Raw genomic sequence first — 15554 nt, 5'->3', positions numbered from 1 at the left:
CCCGTCCGCCGCTAACATCAGGGAGCAAGCTCCCATCTGTCCGCTCGACTTGCATGTATTAGGCACGCCGCCAGCGTTCGTCCTGAGCCAGGATCAAACTCTCCGATAAATGGATCACAGGTTAAGTTCACCGCGTTCTGCGGCGACACCTGTGTGACCTGCATCGTGCAGGCCCTAGTTTGACTGACTACGCACATCGCTGTGCGATTTATTTAAAAATGAATTAACAGGTACGTTTTGTCTTGTTTAGTTTTCAAAGATCATTCAATAAATAATGGAGCGGGTGATGAGAATCGAACTCACGACATCAGCTTGGAAGGCTGAGGTTTTACCACTAAACTACACCCGCGTGGTATTTTTATTGGCGCGCCCGAGAGGAGTCGAACCCCTAACCTTTTGATCCGTAGTCAAACGCTCTATCCAATTGAGCTACGGGCGCTTATCAAGCGACTTAACTATCATACTATCATTTGATGTTGAAGTCAAGAAGTTTTTTGAAATGTTTTTTTGAAGTTCGAAGTTTTTTAATTCGACCTTACTTATTATACACATTTTCGAAAACTTGTAAACACCTTAGAAAAACTTTTTTGTTTTTCGTGTTGTTGTGTGCTGTTCATCAGCGACGTTTAATAATATACCATGTGTAATTTCTGTGGTCAACACTTTTTCTATATTTTTTATTGAATTCTTTTACGGGCTTAGATATGCGTATATTTTACCTCCCTTTACAAAGGATATAAGAAATCAATCACTAGAAAAGAAATGAGGCGTGTTATGTATTACTACAAAGAAGAACTGATAAATATCATTAAGCCGGACAAACCAGACCCCGCAGCCGCTAAGGTGCTGCAGGAAATATTAGGCGGACATTACGGTGAAATGCGTACGATGATGCAGTATTTTTTCCAAAGCTCTAATTTCAGAGGAAAACAGAAACAGTACCGCGATCTGCTCCGTGGCATTTTTTTAGAGGAGATTGCCCACGTTGAACTGGTGCAAAACACAATTAATGCTTTATTAGATGAATCAGGCGGTGCAGGTGTCGGCAGTCAAGGTGCAGATCAGGCACCACTTGATGAAGCGATTAAACATGCTAATCCTCATCATTATATTATCGGGGCGCAAAGTTCCCTTCCTGTTGATGCAGGGGGCAATCCGTGGAATGGGTCATGGGTGTATAACCACGGAAACTTAATCACCGACCTGTTGGATAACTTGCTTCTTGAGTCAACAGGAGTGCTGCAAAAAACAAGGATATATGAAATGAGTTCTAATCAGACGTTTCGGGAGACACTTGCTTTTCTGATTGTACGCGACAATGCTCACCAGAATGCATTTGCCAAAGCGCTCGAGACATTGGGCGTTGAGTGGGCTAAGCTCTTGCCTGTGCCAAATTACGACATTAATAAATATCCTGAGTGCAGAAAATATGTCGAATTAGGCTATCACAATGCACAATTTAATTTCAGATTGGATGAGACAAGAATCGGCGAAATCTATCAAGGGACATCTCCGAGCAGAAATGGCGGAGAGTTACAAGTAATAGAGCCTCCGGCAGGGTTCCCTGTACCAATGCTTCCGGAAATACCAAATGAACACAGTCCTGGGTTAGGCGATATGAATGCCTGATTAGAGTATAAAGGTGCTCAAGAAACTTCTTGGGCACCTTCTTAAAGTGTGACAATGCATCGTATTTATTCAACGATAGGCGTTAAAGAATCACCGTTCCATATCTCTCCCTTATTGAGTGTCCAGCGATCATTATATAAAGCTGAAGCACCCTTATTTTCAGCTGGGCTCCACACATCATTCCAAGCCAGAAAGTAAATCGTTTTAGGATATTTTTGTTTTATTGCATTGATCAACAGGCTGTAATCGAAGCTGCCGTTTGCTGTTTGCGGGCCGACTTCTGTAAAGGCAAATGGTTTATTAAGCGCTGTTAGCTGATCGTAACCGTCAATAGAATATGCATCTTGAAAATAAGCATCTAATCCGACAATATCCACGTAAGATGCACCCGGGTAAAAATCGGTTTTAAAATCTCGGTTGGCGTCGGGAGAGTAGACCCAAAGCAAATGATCAAGTCCTCTTGTATCGGTCATATAATGATAGATTTTCTTGTAGAGCTGTTTATATAGAGAGATTCTTTCATTATCCTTTTGATTATATGATGTAAGTCCCCACCAAAACCATTCACCGTTCATTTCATGCAGCGGCCTGAACAGAACAGGCACGCCATGATTCTCCAGCTCTTGAAGTCCGTCAGCAATTTTGCTGAGCATGGCATTCAGCCGCTTCCCTTCTGCTGTTGAAGAATCTAATATGTTTTTATACTGCTCATTAGTAATCGGAGTTTTAAAATGTCCTGACTGAAAAGCCGGATTTGCCAGATGCATACTGATTTGCGGGATTCCTCCGCTTTTCCAATACGAAAGTAAATCGCTGTTGCAGCTTACATCTATTGAATCTTCAATATTTGTCGTTTCAAGCCACCCTCTGGCATAATCACAGCCGTAAATAGCAGGTGATTGTCCGGCAGCGCTTCGGATTCTTTCAGCCTCAGTCATAGAGAATGTGTCATGACTGTACCCTCCAAACGCTCCGGAAAGGACTTTGTTTTCTGTTCGATTCGGCAGATGAGCCAGCCAATTCATCACTGATTTTGTTGTCTGCTGTGCATTTGGATTTACAGGCGACACAGTATGCGCTTCAATCGGTTTTGCCAAAACAGCAGACGCTAGTAAAAAGAAAATGAGCAAAGAGATCGTATGTTTCTTAAACAAATGTCATTCCCCCGTTCATTAAGGATGAGATATCATCAACTCACATGTTCCTTCTATTGAAAACTCGCCAAAATGCGCAGGCAAAATAAAGTGTGAGCCTTCATTACACTCATACTGAATACCATTATTTACGATTCGTCCTGATCCGTTCAGAACACTCCCCAGCAAATAGGTTTGATGAGAAGGAAAATCAGCTCGGCCGCTAATCTTCCATTTGTACACTGAGAAATAATCCGATTGTACATAAACAGTGATCACCGCGTTATCAACTTCTTTCACTTCCGGTGTATGCACTTTATCGTTATGCGGTATCGTTATGACTTCCATGGCTTTTTCTATATGAAGAGTTCTTTTTTGGCCCTGGTCATTACAGCGGTCATAATCGTATACACGATACGTTGTATCAGAGTTTTGCTGGATTTCAAGGACAAGGGTTCCCTCACATAAAGCATGGAGCGTACCACTTGGTACATAAAAGAAATCTCCGGGCTTAATTTTGATGCGCCTCAGCAGACCATTCCAATCGCCGCTTTCCATTTGCCGTTTAAAATCTTCCTTTGTGCTTGCGTGATGGCCCAAAATCAGTTCTGCGTCTTCTTTGCAATCAATAATATACCAGCACTCCGTTTTCCCAAGATCACCGTTTTCGTGCAGCATCGCATAATCATCATCAGGGTGTACTTGCACGGAGAGATCCATATTGGCGTCAAGCAGCTTCACCAGCAGCGGAAACACCTTTCCATCTGGAAAACCGAAAACCTCCGGATGATCCTGCCATACTTGGTCTAGTGTCTTTCCTGCCAGCGGGCCGTTTTGAACAGCCGACGAGCCATTGGCATGTGCAGAAACAGCCCAGCACTCACCTGTTTTTTCTGAAGGTATCGCATAGTCGAAGGTATCACGAAGCGCTGTTCCACCCCATATCCTTTCTTTAAAGACAGGCTCCAAAAATAAAGGGTGCTTCATGACCGTACCTCCCCAGATGCTGTTTCTGCTTGTAAGGCCTGATCCGCTAAAACAAGCGTGCCGATGATTCCGGCATTCCTGCCTAAACGGGGAGGAACGATATACGAACTTATAGATTCTGATAATTCAGAAAAATTCAAGTAGCTGTTCATTATTTTCGGTACGTATTGATAAATATAAGGAAACACTTGTTTCTGATTCATGACGCCGCCGCCAAGAATGATTTTTTTAGGTGCAAGGATCAAAATATACTGAGCCAGCGCTTGGGCAATATAGTACCCTTCCAGTTCCCAAACTTGATTGATATGTGCTAAATCAGCAGCTTTTTTTCCCCAGCGCGCTTCTATGGCAGGACCGGAAGCCAAGCCTTCAAAGCAGTCCTTATGATATGGGCACTTCCCTTGGTATACGTCATCCGGGTGCCGGCGGATATAAATATGGCCCATCTCTGGATGTGACAGCCCCTGAAGAAGCCGGCCCTCTACAATTGCCCCTGCACCAATGCCAGTGCCAATCGTCATATACAGGCAGCTGTCGAGGTCCTTCGCTTCACCGAAAAGGAATTCCCCCAGCGCCGCAGCATTGACATCCGTATTAAATCCGACTGGGATTTTCATTTCATTTTTGACGGTTTGCAAAAAGGGATAATGTCTCCAGCCCGCTTTCGGCGTAGCCGTAATGGTTCCGTATGTTTTATTGGTTTTATCGGTATCTACAGGACCAAAGGAGCCGATGCCGATGGCCTGTAATGAGAATTGGCGAAAATATTGAATCACTTTCTCTATCGTTTCATCCGGCATCGTTGTAGGAATCTCTACTCGGTCAATGATCGTTCCATCTTCTTTACCGACGGCACAAACAAATTTTGTGCCGCCTGCTTCAATACCGCCAAGCATGCAGATGGCCTCCTTGTTATCTCCGCGATCAGCGCCGAATGTTTACCGAGGTGACAACAAATTTGTCGTGCCGATGACGTGAAAAGGAATATTCAAATGGCATGCCGTTATCTAAGAAGCCTACATGTTCGACTTCCAGAATTGGATCATCCTGTTTGCAACCCAGATGCTGCTGGTCAATATGATCAGATTTGCAGGCCCTGATTTTCCGATGCGTTCCGGCGATTTTGAGCTGCAGCTCGTTTGTGATGTGGTTGTAGATCGAATCATGAAGGACATCATCATTAATGCCCGGTATTAAATGAGTCGGCATATAAGTTTTTTCCAATACATATGGTTCTCCCTCTACAATCCGCAGCCGAACGACATAATAAACGGGTGTTTTCTGATCAATAGACAAATGGGCAGCCACTTCCTCTGTGGGAAATTGCACTTCAAACTGAATGACCTTGCTTTTGATTTCCTTATCTTTCAGCAAGTTGGTCAATCCGAGGATTTCATTACTCACCACATGGACATGGTCATCCTGTATCGCTGACTGAATAATAAACGTGCCGTGGCCTCGTTTTCTGAACAGCAGCCCTTCTGCAACTAAATTATCCAAAGCTCTTTTCATCGTCATGCGGCTTGAGTTGAACTCTTTGGCAAGAGAAACTTCATCGGGAATCGGCTGATCGATCGGATAGACGTTATTTTTGATTCTATTTCTCATTTCATTTGCAATGATTTCGTATTTATTCATTGGTATCCTCCGGCAGCGTTAAAGTTTGATATCACATAAGCTTCTTTACGGATATCATAAGTTCTTTTCCCTATTTCATCAATGTTGCGGCTGTTCGTGATCTCTATTCATCATGATGATTGCCGGAAGACCTGTACATCTAGAAACCGTGTTGCTCAGCAACCTTTTTGAACCAATTTCCGCTCTTTTTGACGGTCCTTTCTCCGTCTTTTTCGAGATTGACTGATACAAACCCATAGCGGTTTTTATAGGCATTTGTCCAAGACCAGTTGTCCATAAACGTCCATAAATGATACCCTTTTACGTTTGAGCCTTCCTGTATGGCACGGTGAATCCATTTGAGGTGCTCTTTGATAAATTCAATCCGGTAATCATCTTGAATAATGCCTTGTTCATCCCTGAAGCGTTCTTCGCCTTCGACTCCCATGCCGTTTTCGGAAATAAAGCACTCGATGTTCCCGTAGTTTTCTTTTAAATTGATCAAAATATCATAAACGCCTTTTTCATAGATCTCCCAGCCGCGATGCGGATTCATTTTGCGGCCCGGCATGACGTAAGGATCAAAATACCTGTCCGGCAAAAAAGGAGCGTCGGGATTTGGAAGATGTTCTTTTGCTTTTACACGTCTCGGCTGGTAATAATTCACGCCCAACAGGTCAACCGTATTGTGTTTGATGACCTCAAGATCTTCTTTCTTATAGTCAGGCACAAAGCCTTCATTCTTCAAAATGGCAACCAGCTCTTTTGGAAATTCACCTTTGACAGATGGGTCTAAAAAGGATCTGTTAAAAAACGCGTCAGCTATTTCCCCTGCTTTCACATCTGCCGGATGGCTGCTTCTCGGGTATGAAGGCGTCAAATTTAAGATGATGCCGATTTTTCCGTCCTGCTTCATCTCCCTGTAAGCCTGAATCGCACGGGCACTTGACAGCATCGTATGAAAACCGACCTGGACGGCCTCTTTAAAATCCACCTTGTTTGGATAATGAAAATCATATAAGTATCCGCCTTCTACAGGCACGATCGGTTCATTATGCGTGAACCATTTTTTCACCCGGCCGCCAAACAAACGGAAACACGTTCTTGCATAGTTTTCATAAGCGTCAACCGTTTCTCTGTTTACCCAGCCGCCGATTTTTTGAAGCTCCATCGGCATATCAAAATGAAACAAATTGACAAAAGGCTCTATTCCGTTAACGATCAACTCATCAATGACGCTATGATAAAACTCCGCGGCTTTGGCATTGAGCTCGCCTGTTCCGTCCGGTATTAAACGCGACCAGGAAATCGACATCCGGAACGAGTTGTGGCCAAGTTCCTTCATCAGCCTGATATCTTCTTTATAGTTGTCGTAAAATTGAGATGTGGCTGCGGGTCCGACATGATCAAAAAAACGATGCGGCTCTTTTTCAAACCAATAATCCCATATATTCTGCCCTTTCCCGTCTCTATCGGCGGCACCCTCCGTTTGTGTTGCTGAAGCGGATGATCCCCACCAAAAATCTTTCGGAAAACGATATTGTTCTGTTTGTGTCAAGGTCTCTCTCCCCTTATGTCACATTTTAATACTGTTATCATTTTGCTGAGCTGTTTCCTGAACAGCCTGTTCTTTTTCTTTTGCCAGATTTAATTTATCCATTGCTTTCAGGAACGGAAACCATATCACGAAGACAATCAGCAGATTGACAAGCTGCATCACGCCCCCCATGATCGAGTTCGTCGCCATGATGCCATTAATAAATAATGGAACTGTCCATGGCACCGTAACACCAGTCGGAGGCGGAACGAGCCCCGCTGACATGGCCAGATAGGTGACGAGCGTAACAACCATCGGCGCCAAAACCCAAGGCACAATAATGATCGGATTCATGACAATCGGAAGCCCAAAGATAATCGGTTCGTTTACGTTAAAAATACCGGGAGCGAGGCCAAGCTTGGATACTTGCTTCATCTGCCTGCTTTTCATGAATATGAGAATTGTAAACACAATCGCTAGCGTCATCCCGGTTCCGCCCATCCCTACTGTATAAATCTCCATAAATGGTTTTGAAATAATATGAGGGATTTCTTTTCCCGCTGTGTAAGCAGCAAGGTTTTCTACCTGCAGTGTATTCCAAATCGGGTCCATCACGGAATTGATAATGATCTGTCCGTGCAGACCGAAAAACCAGAGGATTTGAATAAAAAACACCGCAATCAGCGTCGGAATGATACCGCTTCCAAGTCCGACAAGCGGAGCCTGAATCGCATGATAAATGACATCGTGCATATTTGTTTTAAAAAGCAGCGTCACCAAAACATTAATCAGCAAAAACACGGTCAATGTAATAAATGCCGGAATAAGTGCGGCGAATGATTTTGCTACAGCAGGCGGAACACCTGCAGGCATTTTGATCGTCAGGTTTTTTTGAACGATTCTTCTGTAGATTTCACCAGAAAGAAATGCCGTAATCATGCCAAGAAACATCCCTTTTGCACCGAGACGGTCGACCGGGATAACGCCTGTAATGGCATCTCCTGTTTCCGGCTGAACGACAAATGGCGTTAAGAGCAAAAAGGAAACCAAAGCGATTGCGCCGCCAAATACAGCTTCGACCTGATAGCTTTTTGACAGGTAATAGCCTATCCCGAAGACAACAAAGACAGACATAATGCCCATTGTCGCCGTAGACGCAATGCCGAAATGAGACTGAAACGCCGTAAGCATTGAAGCATTCATGATTTTGTTTAAGAACGGCAGGTTCGTTAACACCACAAAAATGGACCCGAATATCGTAAGCGGGAAAGCCAGCATAAATGCATCACGCAGCACTTGCAAATAGCGGTTATTGTTTAACCTCCCTGCAATTGGAACAAGGAATTGGCTGATTTTCTCGAACACCCTATCCACCCCGATTATTTATAGATTCTTTGTTTTAAAGAGATCAAGCAGCTCTTTCACTAGTTCTTTCATGGTCAATGTTGACATCAAATGATCCTCCGCATGCATGAGCAGTAAGGAGAAAGCGGCTGCTTCTCCGCCGGATTCTTTCTGTATCATTTGAAAGTGAATATCGTGGGCTGCGGATAAATCATGCTCAGCCTTGGCAATGAGGGCATCAGCCTCCTCCTTGTTCCCTTCCTTATAGGTGCGCAGTGATTGTATGATGGCGCTGCGGGCATTGCCGCTGTGCAGGATAAGCTGAAAACTGATTTGTTCGTCAGTTAAATTCGTAATTTTCATCTGTTCCATTATTGATTCTCCATTAAGGACAATGCCTGCTCATATGCTTTTTTGCCATCTGCCATTCCGTAGGCCATCATGTCAATGACTTCAACCTGAATGTTGTATTGATCTGCCTCTTTTTGCAGTTCGCTTTTCAGAAAGCTCATTTGCGGGCCGATCAAAACAGCATCCGCCTTTTTCATGTCTTCTTTCGCCTTATCCTGGCCGACAGCCCAAATCTCTGCTTCTTCTCCGATGGATTGTGCATATTCCTTCATTTTTGTCACCAGTAGACTGGTTGACATTCCAGAGCTGCACGCAAGTAAAATTTTTTTCAACTGCTATCCCCCCTTGTGATTAAAACGCTTACAATTGTTATTATAGTCAATTATTTTTAAATGTCTATACTTTTAGAAAATAAATATAACCATATATTTTCAGAGTTCATCGCTTTGTAAATTTTTCTATGGAAGATTCATTCATAATGTGTTACACTCATCAACGGAAACGAATCAATTAAATAGCTATTATCACTTGTATAACCTCAATAATATGGTTTGAGGGTGTCTACCAGGAACCGTAAAATCCTGATTACAAAAATTGTTTATGACATTTTTTGTAATCAGGATTTTTTTATTTATCAAAACATTTATGTAAAGGAGTTTGTTATGAATTTTAAAGTTTTCCTGCTTGCAGCTTCTACGATTGCAGTCGGATTGGTTGAGTTAATTGTGGGAGGAATTCTTCCTCAGATCGCAAATGATTTAGACATTTCCATTGTCTCAGCCGGGCAGCTGATCAGTGTGTTTGCGCTGGGATATGCAGTGTCAGGGCCGCTGCTTTTGGCATTGACTGCGAAGATTGAGCGAAAGCGTTTATATTTAATTGCCTTATTTGTTTTCTTTCTAAGCAATCTTGTGGCCTATTTCAGCCCTAATTTTGCGACGCTGATGGTGTCAAGGGTATTGGCTGCGATGAGTACGGGGCTGATTGTTGTGCTCTCCTTAACGATCGCCCCGAAAATTGTAGCGCCTGAATACAGAGCGCGCGCAATCGGAATTATTTTTATGGGATTCAGTTCCGCTATCGCATTGGGCGTGCCGCTCGGAATCTTAATCAGCGATTCCTTCGGATGGCGCATTTTGTTCCTTGGCATCGGACTTCTGGCGCTAGTCTCCATGCTGATTATTTCAATCTTCTTTGAAAAGATACCGACGGAGAAAATGATTCCTTTCCGGGATCAGCTCAAGACGATTGGCAATCTAAAAATCGCGAGTTCACACCTCGTCACGATGTTTACATTAGCGGGGCACTACACGCTATACGCTTATTTTGCACCGTTTTTAGAAGAAACTCTTCACCTGAGCTCTTTCTGGGTCAGCATTTGTTATTTCCTTTTCGGGATATCTGCTGTATGCGGAGGCCCTTTCGGAGGAGCGCTTTCTGACCGGCTTGGTTCCTTTAAGAGCATTTTGCTGGTGACCGGTTCCTTTGCCATCATTATGTTCTTACTGCCGCTGTCAACATCGTCTATGATTTTCTTTTTACCTGTCATGGTGATTTGGGGACTTCTGAGCTGGAGCCTCGCCCCCGCTCAGCAAAGCTATTTAATTGAAATTGCACCAGATTCGTCTGACATTCAGCAAAGCTTTAACACGTCTGCCCTCCAAGTCGGGATTGCCCTTGGCTCAGCGATTGGCGGTGTTGTTTTGGATCAGACGGGTACTGTTGTCTCAACGGCATGGTGCGGCGGTTCAATTGTCATTATTGCTGTCCTGTTTGCCTTAATTTCTTTAACAAGACCTGTTCAGACAGCAAAAAAATCCTCCTTGTAAAAGGAGGATTTTTTTATGATTTAGCTGAAAGCTCGTCTTCTGTGACCCATTTGTGGTTTTTCACTTTTTCACCGCTAGTTGTCGATGTATAGTCAACCATGTATACGGTTGTTTTTTCGGCGGAGTCGATCTCGGCTGTTGCTCCCTTCATGCCTTTCATATGAGAAGCCTCTAAGATCACCTGATCTCCGGGGTTTAATGTTTTATCTCCCGCATCTTTTATCTCTTCTTGGATCACCCATTTGTGATGATCCAAGCGCTGTCCTCCGTTTGTCGGAGTGTAAGAGACAACATACGCCGTTGTATCATAGGCGCCTGTCACTGTAGCTTCGGCGCCTTTCATGCCTTTCATATGAGATGTATTGATGATCACTTGGCTGCCTACTTTATATTTCGGATTTTTAGATTCCTGTAATCCCTCTGGAACATCAGTTGATCCGGAATGCTCCATTTCTTCATGTGATGAGGAATTTGAATGATTTTCATGAGTGTTTTCTTTCGTGCTATTGTTATTGCCGCATGCTGATAAAACAAAAACAAGAGATAACATCAGAATTCCCAGTGCTTTTTTAGAGACTTTCATGTTCATTCTCCTTTGCTTCATTATTTACTGTAATTTTCCCGCAGACCATAAAACCGCATATCTGCAAGCAAACATGCCCTCTCGATAATACTATACCCCCGAATGGTATGTAAATACGCTGATATTCTCATAAAATGTTCCCGCAGTTTGTCCTATTCCCCTTGCTTTGCATGGCCAAACATGGAAAAAGCCGCTGTTACGCGGCAATTAGTGATGTAACACTTTTATATACACACCTTTTTTCGCTTTTTGATAAGCGGCTTCTCCCATTTTTCTGACGTTTTCCGATACAGCTGAGGCTTTGACCCATTCGTCATGATGAAAAATGGATGGATCGATGAGGCGCATTTTCTTCTTTTGATGGAAATCGTACTGGATGTCATCTTCTTTTACTTGAACGCGGGGATGAATAGGTTTAAGCAAGCTCAGTACTTCTTCATTTTTTGAGGCATGCAGGATGCTGAGTACCTCTTGATCCGTTTTCAGCAAGTCTTCTGCGGATATGACATTGTGCCGCAACGCAGCCTTCAACGTTCGTGCTAAATATTCATATCCAAATACATTCACGGGATGCAAAAAGAAATCAATCACTTCCTTGTAATACACCCCGACAAACCATTCGGCGGCTTCGATACCGTCCGGAAATATCCTACCGTTTCTCACAATAAGATGATCCAAAAAGGTTTGCGCTTCGTGCAGACTAATGTGGCCATATCGGTACATGTCGCGCAGCGTATAGTCTATCCGATCGGCACAGAGCTCCGGTGCGGGCTGTTCGAGCAATGTCCATATCGTATCGTCTGATAGAAGTTCTTCGGCATCATAACCGTGTTTTTTTAGAATTCCCGGAATTTCAGAGTGAACAATGACTTGTTGAAAGATGTTTTCATGATAGTCTTCCGCTTCATTTTCAAACACAACATCAACCACATGGGAAAAAGCCGTGTGTGACACATCGTGGAGCAGGCCTGCTATCTGTTCCTCTATTGTTCCTCCCAGCTGTTTGATGAGGAGCATCACGCCGATGGAGTGCTCATACCGAGTCACATCCCACTTTCGGTTGACTAAAAAACTTGCTCCGCCTTGATAGATTCCTTTTAATCTTTGCACAGGAGCGCTCTTGATAAGCTCTTCCAGCACTCCGTCTATATCGTGCTGTCCGTAAATGTCATCGTTGATTTTCATGCCTTCACCTCTAAATCTATTTTTTTATTGTATATTGATAGTACACATGCAATCTTTCAATAGAGGAGTGTTACGATGATCATCATCCCAAACAATGAATTACCGAAACAGATGATGGCCGATTTTTTTGCCAAGCATTGGGGTACACCCAAGATGGTGATTTCCAGCGGCATTTTTCGTTGTAATGAATTAGATGGTTATGCCGCTGTAGATGAGAGCGGCGAAATCATCGGTTGTATTACATACGTGATAGATAGAAAAGATTGTGAAATTATTTCATTAGATAGTATCATTGAAAAGAAAGGGTTTGGCACTGCTTTACTGCAGCAGGTTGAAGAGACAGCTAAACATGCACATTGTCATCGAATCAAGCTTATCACAACGAATGATAATGTACATGCAATGGCGTTTTATCAAAAAAGAGGTTATCAATTCGCCGCATTGTTTCCGAACGCAGTTGAAAAAGCGCGACAAATCAAGCCAGAGATCCCTGTGAAAGCTGAAAACGGCATTTTGATACGGGATGAAATCCTTTTCTCAAAGATAATCGCTGAAAACGAATAGGAGTTTTTTATGTCCAGTCATTATAAATACCCTCTCATTTTCACCTCTTCCCTATTATTCGCTTTCTGCTTGATCTTTTTTTCCTATCAGCTGATCCATCATGTGCGATTGGAGTACCCTAAATGGCAGGGAGAAAGCAAAGATCGAAATTGGGAAGCAGTGTTTTCCAAACATGAAGATGCACCGAATGAATATAGCGGCAATCTTTATTGGATCGGAGATACAGATAAAGCAGACAGCACCTATATGGAATCACTGATTGTAAAAAAGGATGATGAGGTTCTGCTGAGCTCTGGTACAGAAATCCCCATACGAGATTACTCTGGCGGGACTTTTTGCGATGGAAGCGCAAAAGAGAAGTCCGTTTCTTTTTTAGAGCGATTAGATGAACATGAGCTTGAAGGCCATGAGATTACGATTGAAGTGAAGTGGAAGCAAGGTGATCATTATTCCGCAAGTCAGTTTACGCTTAATGAAAAAACCTTGTTTGACTAAAAGCAGCAATATAATTAAAAGGCATAACATATTTCATATAACTAATAGGTTATGCCTTTCTTCTTTGCAATGACATATCATTCATTCCTAAAGCTATTTTATTTTTTTATTTCCGCCAAAAAGTGGAGCAGTTAGCCTTGTCTCGAATATTAAATTCAATCATTTTTTCAAGTAGCGGGTAATCAACTGGGCCATTCCAAGGGATACGTATCAGCTGCTTGGTATAGTCATATCCGGCCTTTATAATATCATCCTGTACATGCCTTATCGTCACACTTTCAGGGGCGACAGCTAAATGCTTTTTAGATACACTAAAGCCAATAATAAATGTACCATGATCCGTAAACATTGGTTGATTCCATTTTATTTCTGTATGTAATTTTGGATATTTATTTTTTATCCAAGTCAACACTTCTTCCGTTCTTTCTCGGTGGAACGGGTCATCAATCCCCGCTACATATTCAGAAAAAACATCCATGTTGTTCCCTCCTCAAATAAAATGATACCGTTCAGAGAAGTTCATTAAAACTCCAAACGGAACCGACCAGACACGTACTTAAACAATCCTATTTCCAAATGTAATACTTAAAAGAATCCTGATTGTTCAAGAAGTAAGCGGGTTGTTTCTATGTGACTATAGCAGTTATCAGTCCGCCTCCCCACAGAAGCTATTCCTCCAATTTATTCTTTAGCACTATCGCTCTTTCCTTCTAAAAGTTCTCAGAATAGAACTGCTTCTTTAAGGATAGCCAGCAGTCAATTCGTCTTGTAAATCCAATCTTTAAAATCGATTAATACTAGCTTAACACTTTAAAAATATAATGGGTTTGTCATTGAGATTCATATATTTCTAGGAGGTTATCCAGTTGAAAAAATTCCCGAAGAAATTACTGCCTATTGCGGTTTTATCATCTATTGCGTTCAGCAGCTTAGCCAGCGGCAGTGTGCCTGAAGCCAGCGCCCAGGAAAAGAAAAAGGGGAATCAAAACGAAATTAAAAATGTGATCGTTCTGATTGGTGATGGTATGGGTGTGTCCTATACGTCTGCTCATCGTTATTTAAAAGATAATAAAAAGACAAAGTTTGTAGAGCCTACCGCTTTTGATCAATACCTTGTCGGCCAGCAAACGACTTACCCTGAAGATCCAGAACAAAACGTAACAGATTCTGCATCTGCAGCAACGGCTATGTCTGCCGGGATCAAAACATATAACAATGCGATTGCGGTGGATAACGACGGTTCAGAGGCCAAAACGGTACTTGAAGCGGCAAAAGAAAAAGGAAAATCAACAGGACTTGTGGCCACTTCAGAAATTACACATGCCACTCCGGCTTCTTTCGGTTCACACGATCACAGCCGAAAAAATATGAACTCGATTGCCGATGATTATTTTGATGAAATGGTCAACGGCAAGCACAAAATTGATGTCCTTCTAGGCGGAGGAAAAAGCAATTTTGACCGCAAGGACCGCAATTTGATCAAGGAATTCAAAAAAGCGGGTTACAGCTATGTGGATAACCGCAAGGACATGCTGAAGAATAAAGACAGCCAAGTTCTCGGACTATTCGCGGACGGCGGCCTGCCTAAAAAGATTGACCGCACGAAGGATATTCCTTCATTAAAAGACATGACAAACACAGCGATTAAAAAATTAAGCAAGGATAAAGACGGTTTCTTCCTCATGGTGGAAGGCAGCCAGATTGACTGGGCGGGCCATGACAATGATATCGTCGGCGCCATGAGCGAAATGGAAGACTTCGAACAAGCTTATAAGGCGGCTCTTGATTTCGCCAAAAAAGACAAGCATACATTGGTTGTCGCAACGGCTGACCACTCAACCGGCGGATATTCCATTGGTGCTGACGGCATCTACAACTGGTTCAGTGAACCCATTAAAGCCGCAAAGCGCACACCTGACTTTATGGCAGAAAAAATCGCTGACGGCGCAAATGTTGAAAAAACATTAAAAACGTATATTGATCAAAAGAAATTAGCTTTAACTGAATCAGAAATTCAATCTGTTGAAAAAGCCGCAAAAACGAAAGAAGTGCTTGAAATCGATAATGCGATCGAGGAAATTTTCAATAAACGCTCCCACACCGGCTGGACGACAGGCGGACATACTGGTGAAGATGTTCCGGTCTATGCGTACGGACCGTCTAGCGAGGACTTTGCAGGCCAAATTGATAATACTGAAATTGCCAAAAATGTTTTCAACTCTTTACAATACAACATTAAGATTAAAGATAAGTAAAAGAATACAAGGTGTCCCGTTGCTTGTATGAAGTAACGGGCTCTC

The 15554-nt window shown here is 42.8% G+C and carries 16 protein-coding genes, 2 tRNA genes, 1 rRNA gene and 1 riboswitch; of the genes, 5 read left to right on the top strand and 14 right to left on the bottom strand.

Annotated elements, in window-relative coordinates; genetic code table 11:
- The 3 genes from BSI_RS0121485 to BSI_RS04930 all read right to left on the bottom strand — a co-directional run.
- A 16S ribosomal RNA gene (locus BSI_RS0121485) occupies positions 1-109 on the bottom strand; the annotation flags it as partial.
- Positions 110-275: 166 nt separating this feature from the next.
- A tRNA-Gly gene (locus BSI_RS04925) sits at positions 276-349 on the bottom strand.
- A gap of 13 nt (positions 350-362) precedes the next feature.
- Positions 363-439: transfer RNA gene (locus BSI_RS04930), tRNA-Arg, on the bottom strand.
- Between the two features lie 335 nt (positions 440-774).
- Between BSI_RS04930 and BSI_RS04935 the strand changes: the two genes are divergently transcribed.
- Positions 775-1629 (top strand): manganese catalase family protein, encoded by an 855-nt coding sequence (locus tag BSI_RS04935; RefSeq protein WP_003240648.1) that lies wholly within the window; start codon positions 775-777, stop codon positions 1627-1629.
- 65 nt (positions 1630-1694) lie between these two features.
- Here the strand turns inward: BSI_RS04935 and gmuG are convergent, their stop codons facing one another.
- The 8 genes from gmuG to BSI_RS04975 all read right to left on the bottom strand — a co-directional run bounded on the left by gmuG (position 1695) and on the right by BSI_RS04975 (position 8930).
- Positions 1695-2783 carry a mannan endo-1,4-beta-mannosidase gene (gmuG, locus tag BSI_RS04940; RefSeq protein ID WP_003240646.1) on the bottom strand — a complete coding sequence of 363 codons (1089 nt, stop codon included), beginning with the start codon at positions 2781-2783 and terminating at the stop codon, positions 1695-1697.
- Positions 2784-2801: 18 nt separating this feature from the next.
- A complete protein-coding gene (manA, locus tag BSI_RS04945; protein WP_003240644.1) occupies positions 2802-3749 on the bottom strand; it encodes a mannose-6-phosphate isomerase, class I in 948 nt (315 codons plus the stop codon).
- Entirely contained in the window at positions 3746-4645 is a 900-nt protein-coding gene (locus BSI_RS04950; RefSeq protein ID WP_003240642.1) for an ROK family protein, read from the bottom strand. The genes manA and BSI_RS04950 overlap by 4 nt, the downstream gene beginning before the upstream one ends.
- 28 nt (positions 4646-4673) lie before the next feature.
- Entirely contained in the window at positions 4674-5387 is a 714-nt protein-coding gene (gene gmuR, locus BSI_RS04955; protein WP_003240639.1) for a transcriptional regulator GmuR, read from the bottom strand.
- Positions 5388-5526: 139 nt separating this feature from the next.
- Positions 5527-6924 carry a 6-phospho-beta-glucosidase GmuD gene (gene gmuD / locus BSI_RS04960; protein WP_003240637.1) on the bottom strand — a complete coding sequence of 466 codons (1398 nt, stop codon included), beginning with the start codon at positions 6922-6924 and terminating at the stop codon, positions 5527-5529.
- An 18-nt stretch (positions 6925-6942) separates the two neighbouring features.
- Positions 6943-8268, bottom strand: coding sequence for a PTS cellobiose transporter subunit IIC (gene celB / locus BSI_RS04965; protein ID WP_003240636.1), 1326 nt, complete (start codon positions 8266-8268; stop codon positions 6943-6945).
- Between the two features lie 18 nt (positions 8269-8286).
- On the bottom strand, positions 8287-8619 hold the full coding sequence (locus tag BSI_RS04970; protein ID WP_003240634.1) for a PTS sugar transporter subunit IIA: 333 nt from the start codon (positions 8617-8619) through the stop codon (positions 8287-8289).
- A complete protein-coding gene (locus tag BSI_RS04975) occupies positions 8619-8930 on the bottom strand; it encodes a PTS sugar transporter subunit IIB (RefSeq protein ID WP_003240632.1) in 312 nt (103 codons plus the stop codon). The genes BSI_RS04970 and BSI_RS04975 overlap by 1 nt, the downstream gene beginning before the upstream one ends.
- A 176-nt stretch (positions 8931-9106) precedes the next feature.
- Positions 9107-9206: riboswitch (purine riboswitch) on the top strand.
- Between the two features lie 54 nt (positions 9207-9260).
- Between BSI_RS04975 and pbuE the strand changes: the two genes are divergently transcribed.
- The gene (gene pbuE / locus BSI_RS04980; protein ID WP_003240630.1) at positions 9261-10427 is read left to right on the top strand and encodes a purine transporter PbuE; all 1167 of its coding nucleotides are present in this window, start codon (positions 9261-9263) and stop codon (positions 10425-10427) included.
- 13 nt (positions 10428-10440) lie between these two features.
- Here pbuE and BSI_RS04985 read toward each other — a convergent pair whose 3' ends face one another.
- Both BSI_RS04985 and BSI_RS04990 read right to left on the bottom strand, forming a co-directional pair.
- A complete protein-coding gene (locus BSI_RS04985; RefSeq protein ID WP_087947098.1) occupies positions 10441-11031 on the bottom strand; it encodes a YdhK family protein in 591 nt (196 codons plus the stop codon).
- A 186-nt stretch (positions 11032-11217) separates the two neighbouring features.
- A complete protein-coding gene (locus tag BSI_RS04990; RefSeq protein WP_003240625.1) occupies positions 11218-12195 on the bottom strand; it encodes an HD domain-containing protein in 978 nt (325 codons plus the stop codon).
- 75 nt (positions 12196-12270) lie between these two features.
- On the opposite strand from BSI_RS04990, the gene BSI_RS04995 reads away from it, so the two are divergent.
- Together BSI_RS04995 and BSI_RS05000 are read left to right on the top strand one after the other, a co-directional pair.
- The gene (locus tag BSI_RS04995) at positions 12271-12759 is read left to right on the top strand and encodes a GNAT family N-acetyltransferase (RefSeq protein WP_003240623.1); all 489 of its coding nucleotides are present in this window, start codon (positions 12271-12273) and stop codon (positions 12757-12759) included.
- 9 nt (positions 12760-12768) lie between these two features.
- The gene (locus tag BSI_RS05000) at positions 12769-13254 is read left to right on the top strand and encodes a DUF4944 domain-containing protein (protein ID WP_003240622.1); all 486 of its coding nucleotides are present in this window, start codon (positions 12769-12771) and stop codon (positions 13252-13254) included.
- A gap of 106 nt (positions 13255-13360) precedes the next feature.
- Here BSI_RS05000 and BSI_RS05005 read toward each other — a convergent pair whose 3' ends face one another.
- Entirely contained in the window at positions 13361-13732 is a 372-nt protein-coding gene (locus BSI_RS05005) for an iron chaperone (protein ID WP_003240620.1), read from the bottom strand.
- A gap of 388 nt (positions 13733-14120) precedes the next feature.
- On the opposite strand from BSI_RS05005, the gene BSI_RS05010 reads away from it, so the two are divergent.
- Entirely contained in the window at positions 14121-15509 is a 1389-nt protein-coding gene (locus tag BSI_RS05010) for an alkaline phosphatase family protein (RefSeq protein WP_003240619.1), read from the top strand.
- The last annotated feature ends 45 nt before the right edge of the window (positions 15510-15554 follow it).

Source organism: Bacillus inaquosorum KCTC 13429, from assembly GCF_000332645.1.
Lineage (GTDB): Bacteria > Bacillota > Bacilli > Bacillales > Bacillaceae > Bacillus > Bacillus inaquosorum.
This window is presented reverse-complemented; position numbering and strand designations above follow the sequence as displayed.

What these genes read in the sequence shown, in the direction of transcription:
- pbuE (WP_003240630.1), top strand. Translation starts at nt 9,261, where the DNA reads ATGAATTTTAAAGTTTTCCTGCTTGCAGCTTCTACGATTGCAGTCGGA.
- BSI_RS04990 (WP_003240625.1), bottom strand. Translation starts at nt 12,195, where the DNA reads ATGAAAATCAACGATGACATTTACGGACAGCACGATATAGACGGAGTG.
- BSI_RS04995 (WP_003240623.1), top strand. Translation starts at nt 12,271, where the DNA reads ATGATCATCATCCCAAACAATGAATTACCGAAACAGATGATGGCCGAT.
- BSI_RS04985 (WP_087947098.1), bottom strand. Translation starts at nt 11,031, where the DNA reads ATGAAGCAAAGGAGAATGAACATGAAAGTCTCTAAAAAAGCACTGGGA.
- BSI_RS05000 (WP_003240622.1), top strand. Translation starts at nt 12,769, where the DNA reads ATGTCCAGTCATTATAAATACCCTCTCATTTTCACCTCTTCCCTATTA.
- BSI_RS04970 (WP_003240634.1), bottom strand. Translation starts at nt 8,619, where the DNA reads ATGGAACAGATGAAAATTACGAATTTAACTGACGAACAAATCAGTTTT.
- gmuR (WP_003240639.1), bottom strand. Translation starts at nt 5,387, where the DNA reads ATGAATAAATACGAAATCATTGCAAATGAAATGAGAAATAGAATCAAA.
- BSI_RS05005 (WP_003240620.1), bottom strand. Translation starts at nt 13,732, where the DNA reads ATGGATGTTTTTTCTGAATATGTAGCGGGGATTGATGACCCGTTCCAC.
- BSI_RS04935 (WP_003240648.1), top strand. Translation starts at nt 775, where the DNA reads ATGTATTACTACAAAGAAGAACTGATAAATATCATTAAGCCGGACAAA.
- BSI_RS04950 (WP_003240642.1), bottom strand. Translation starts at nt 4,645, where the DNA reads ATGCTTGGCGGTATTGAAGCAGGCGGCACAAAATTTGTTTGTGCCGTC.
- manA (WP_003240644.1), bottom strand. Translation starts at nt 3,749, where the DNA reads ATGAAGCACCCTTTATTTTTGGAGCCTGTCTTTAAAGAAAGGATATGG.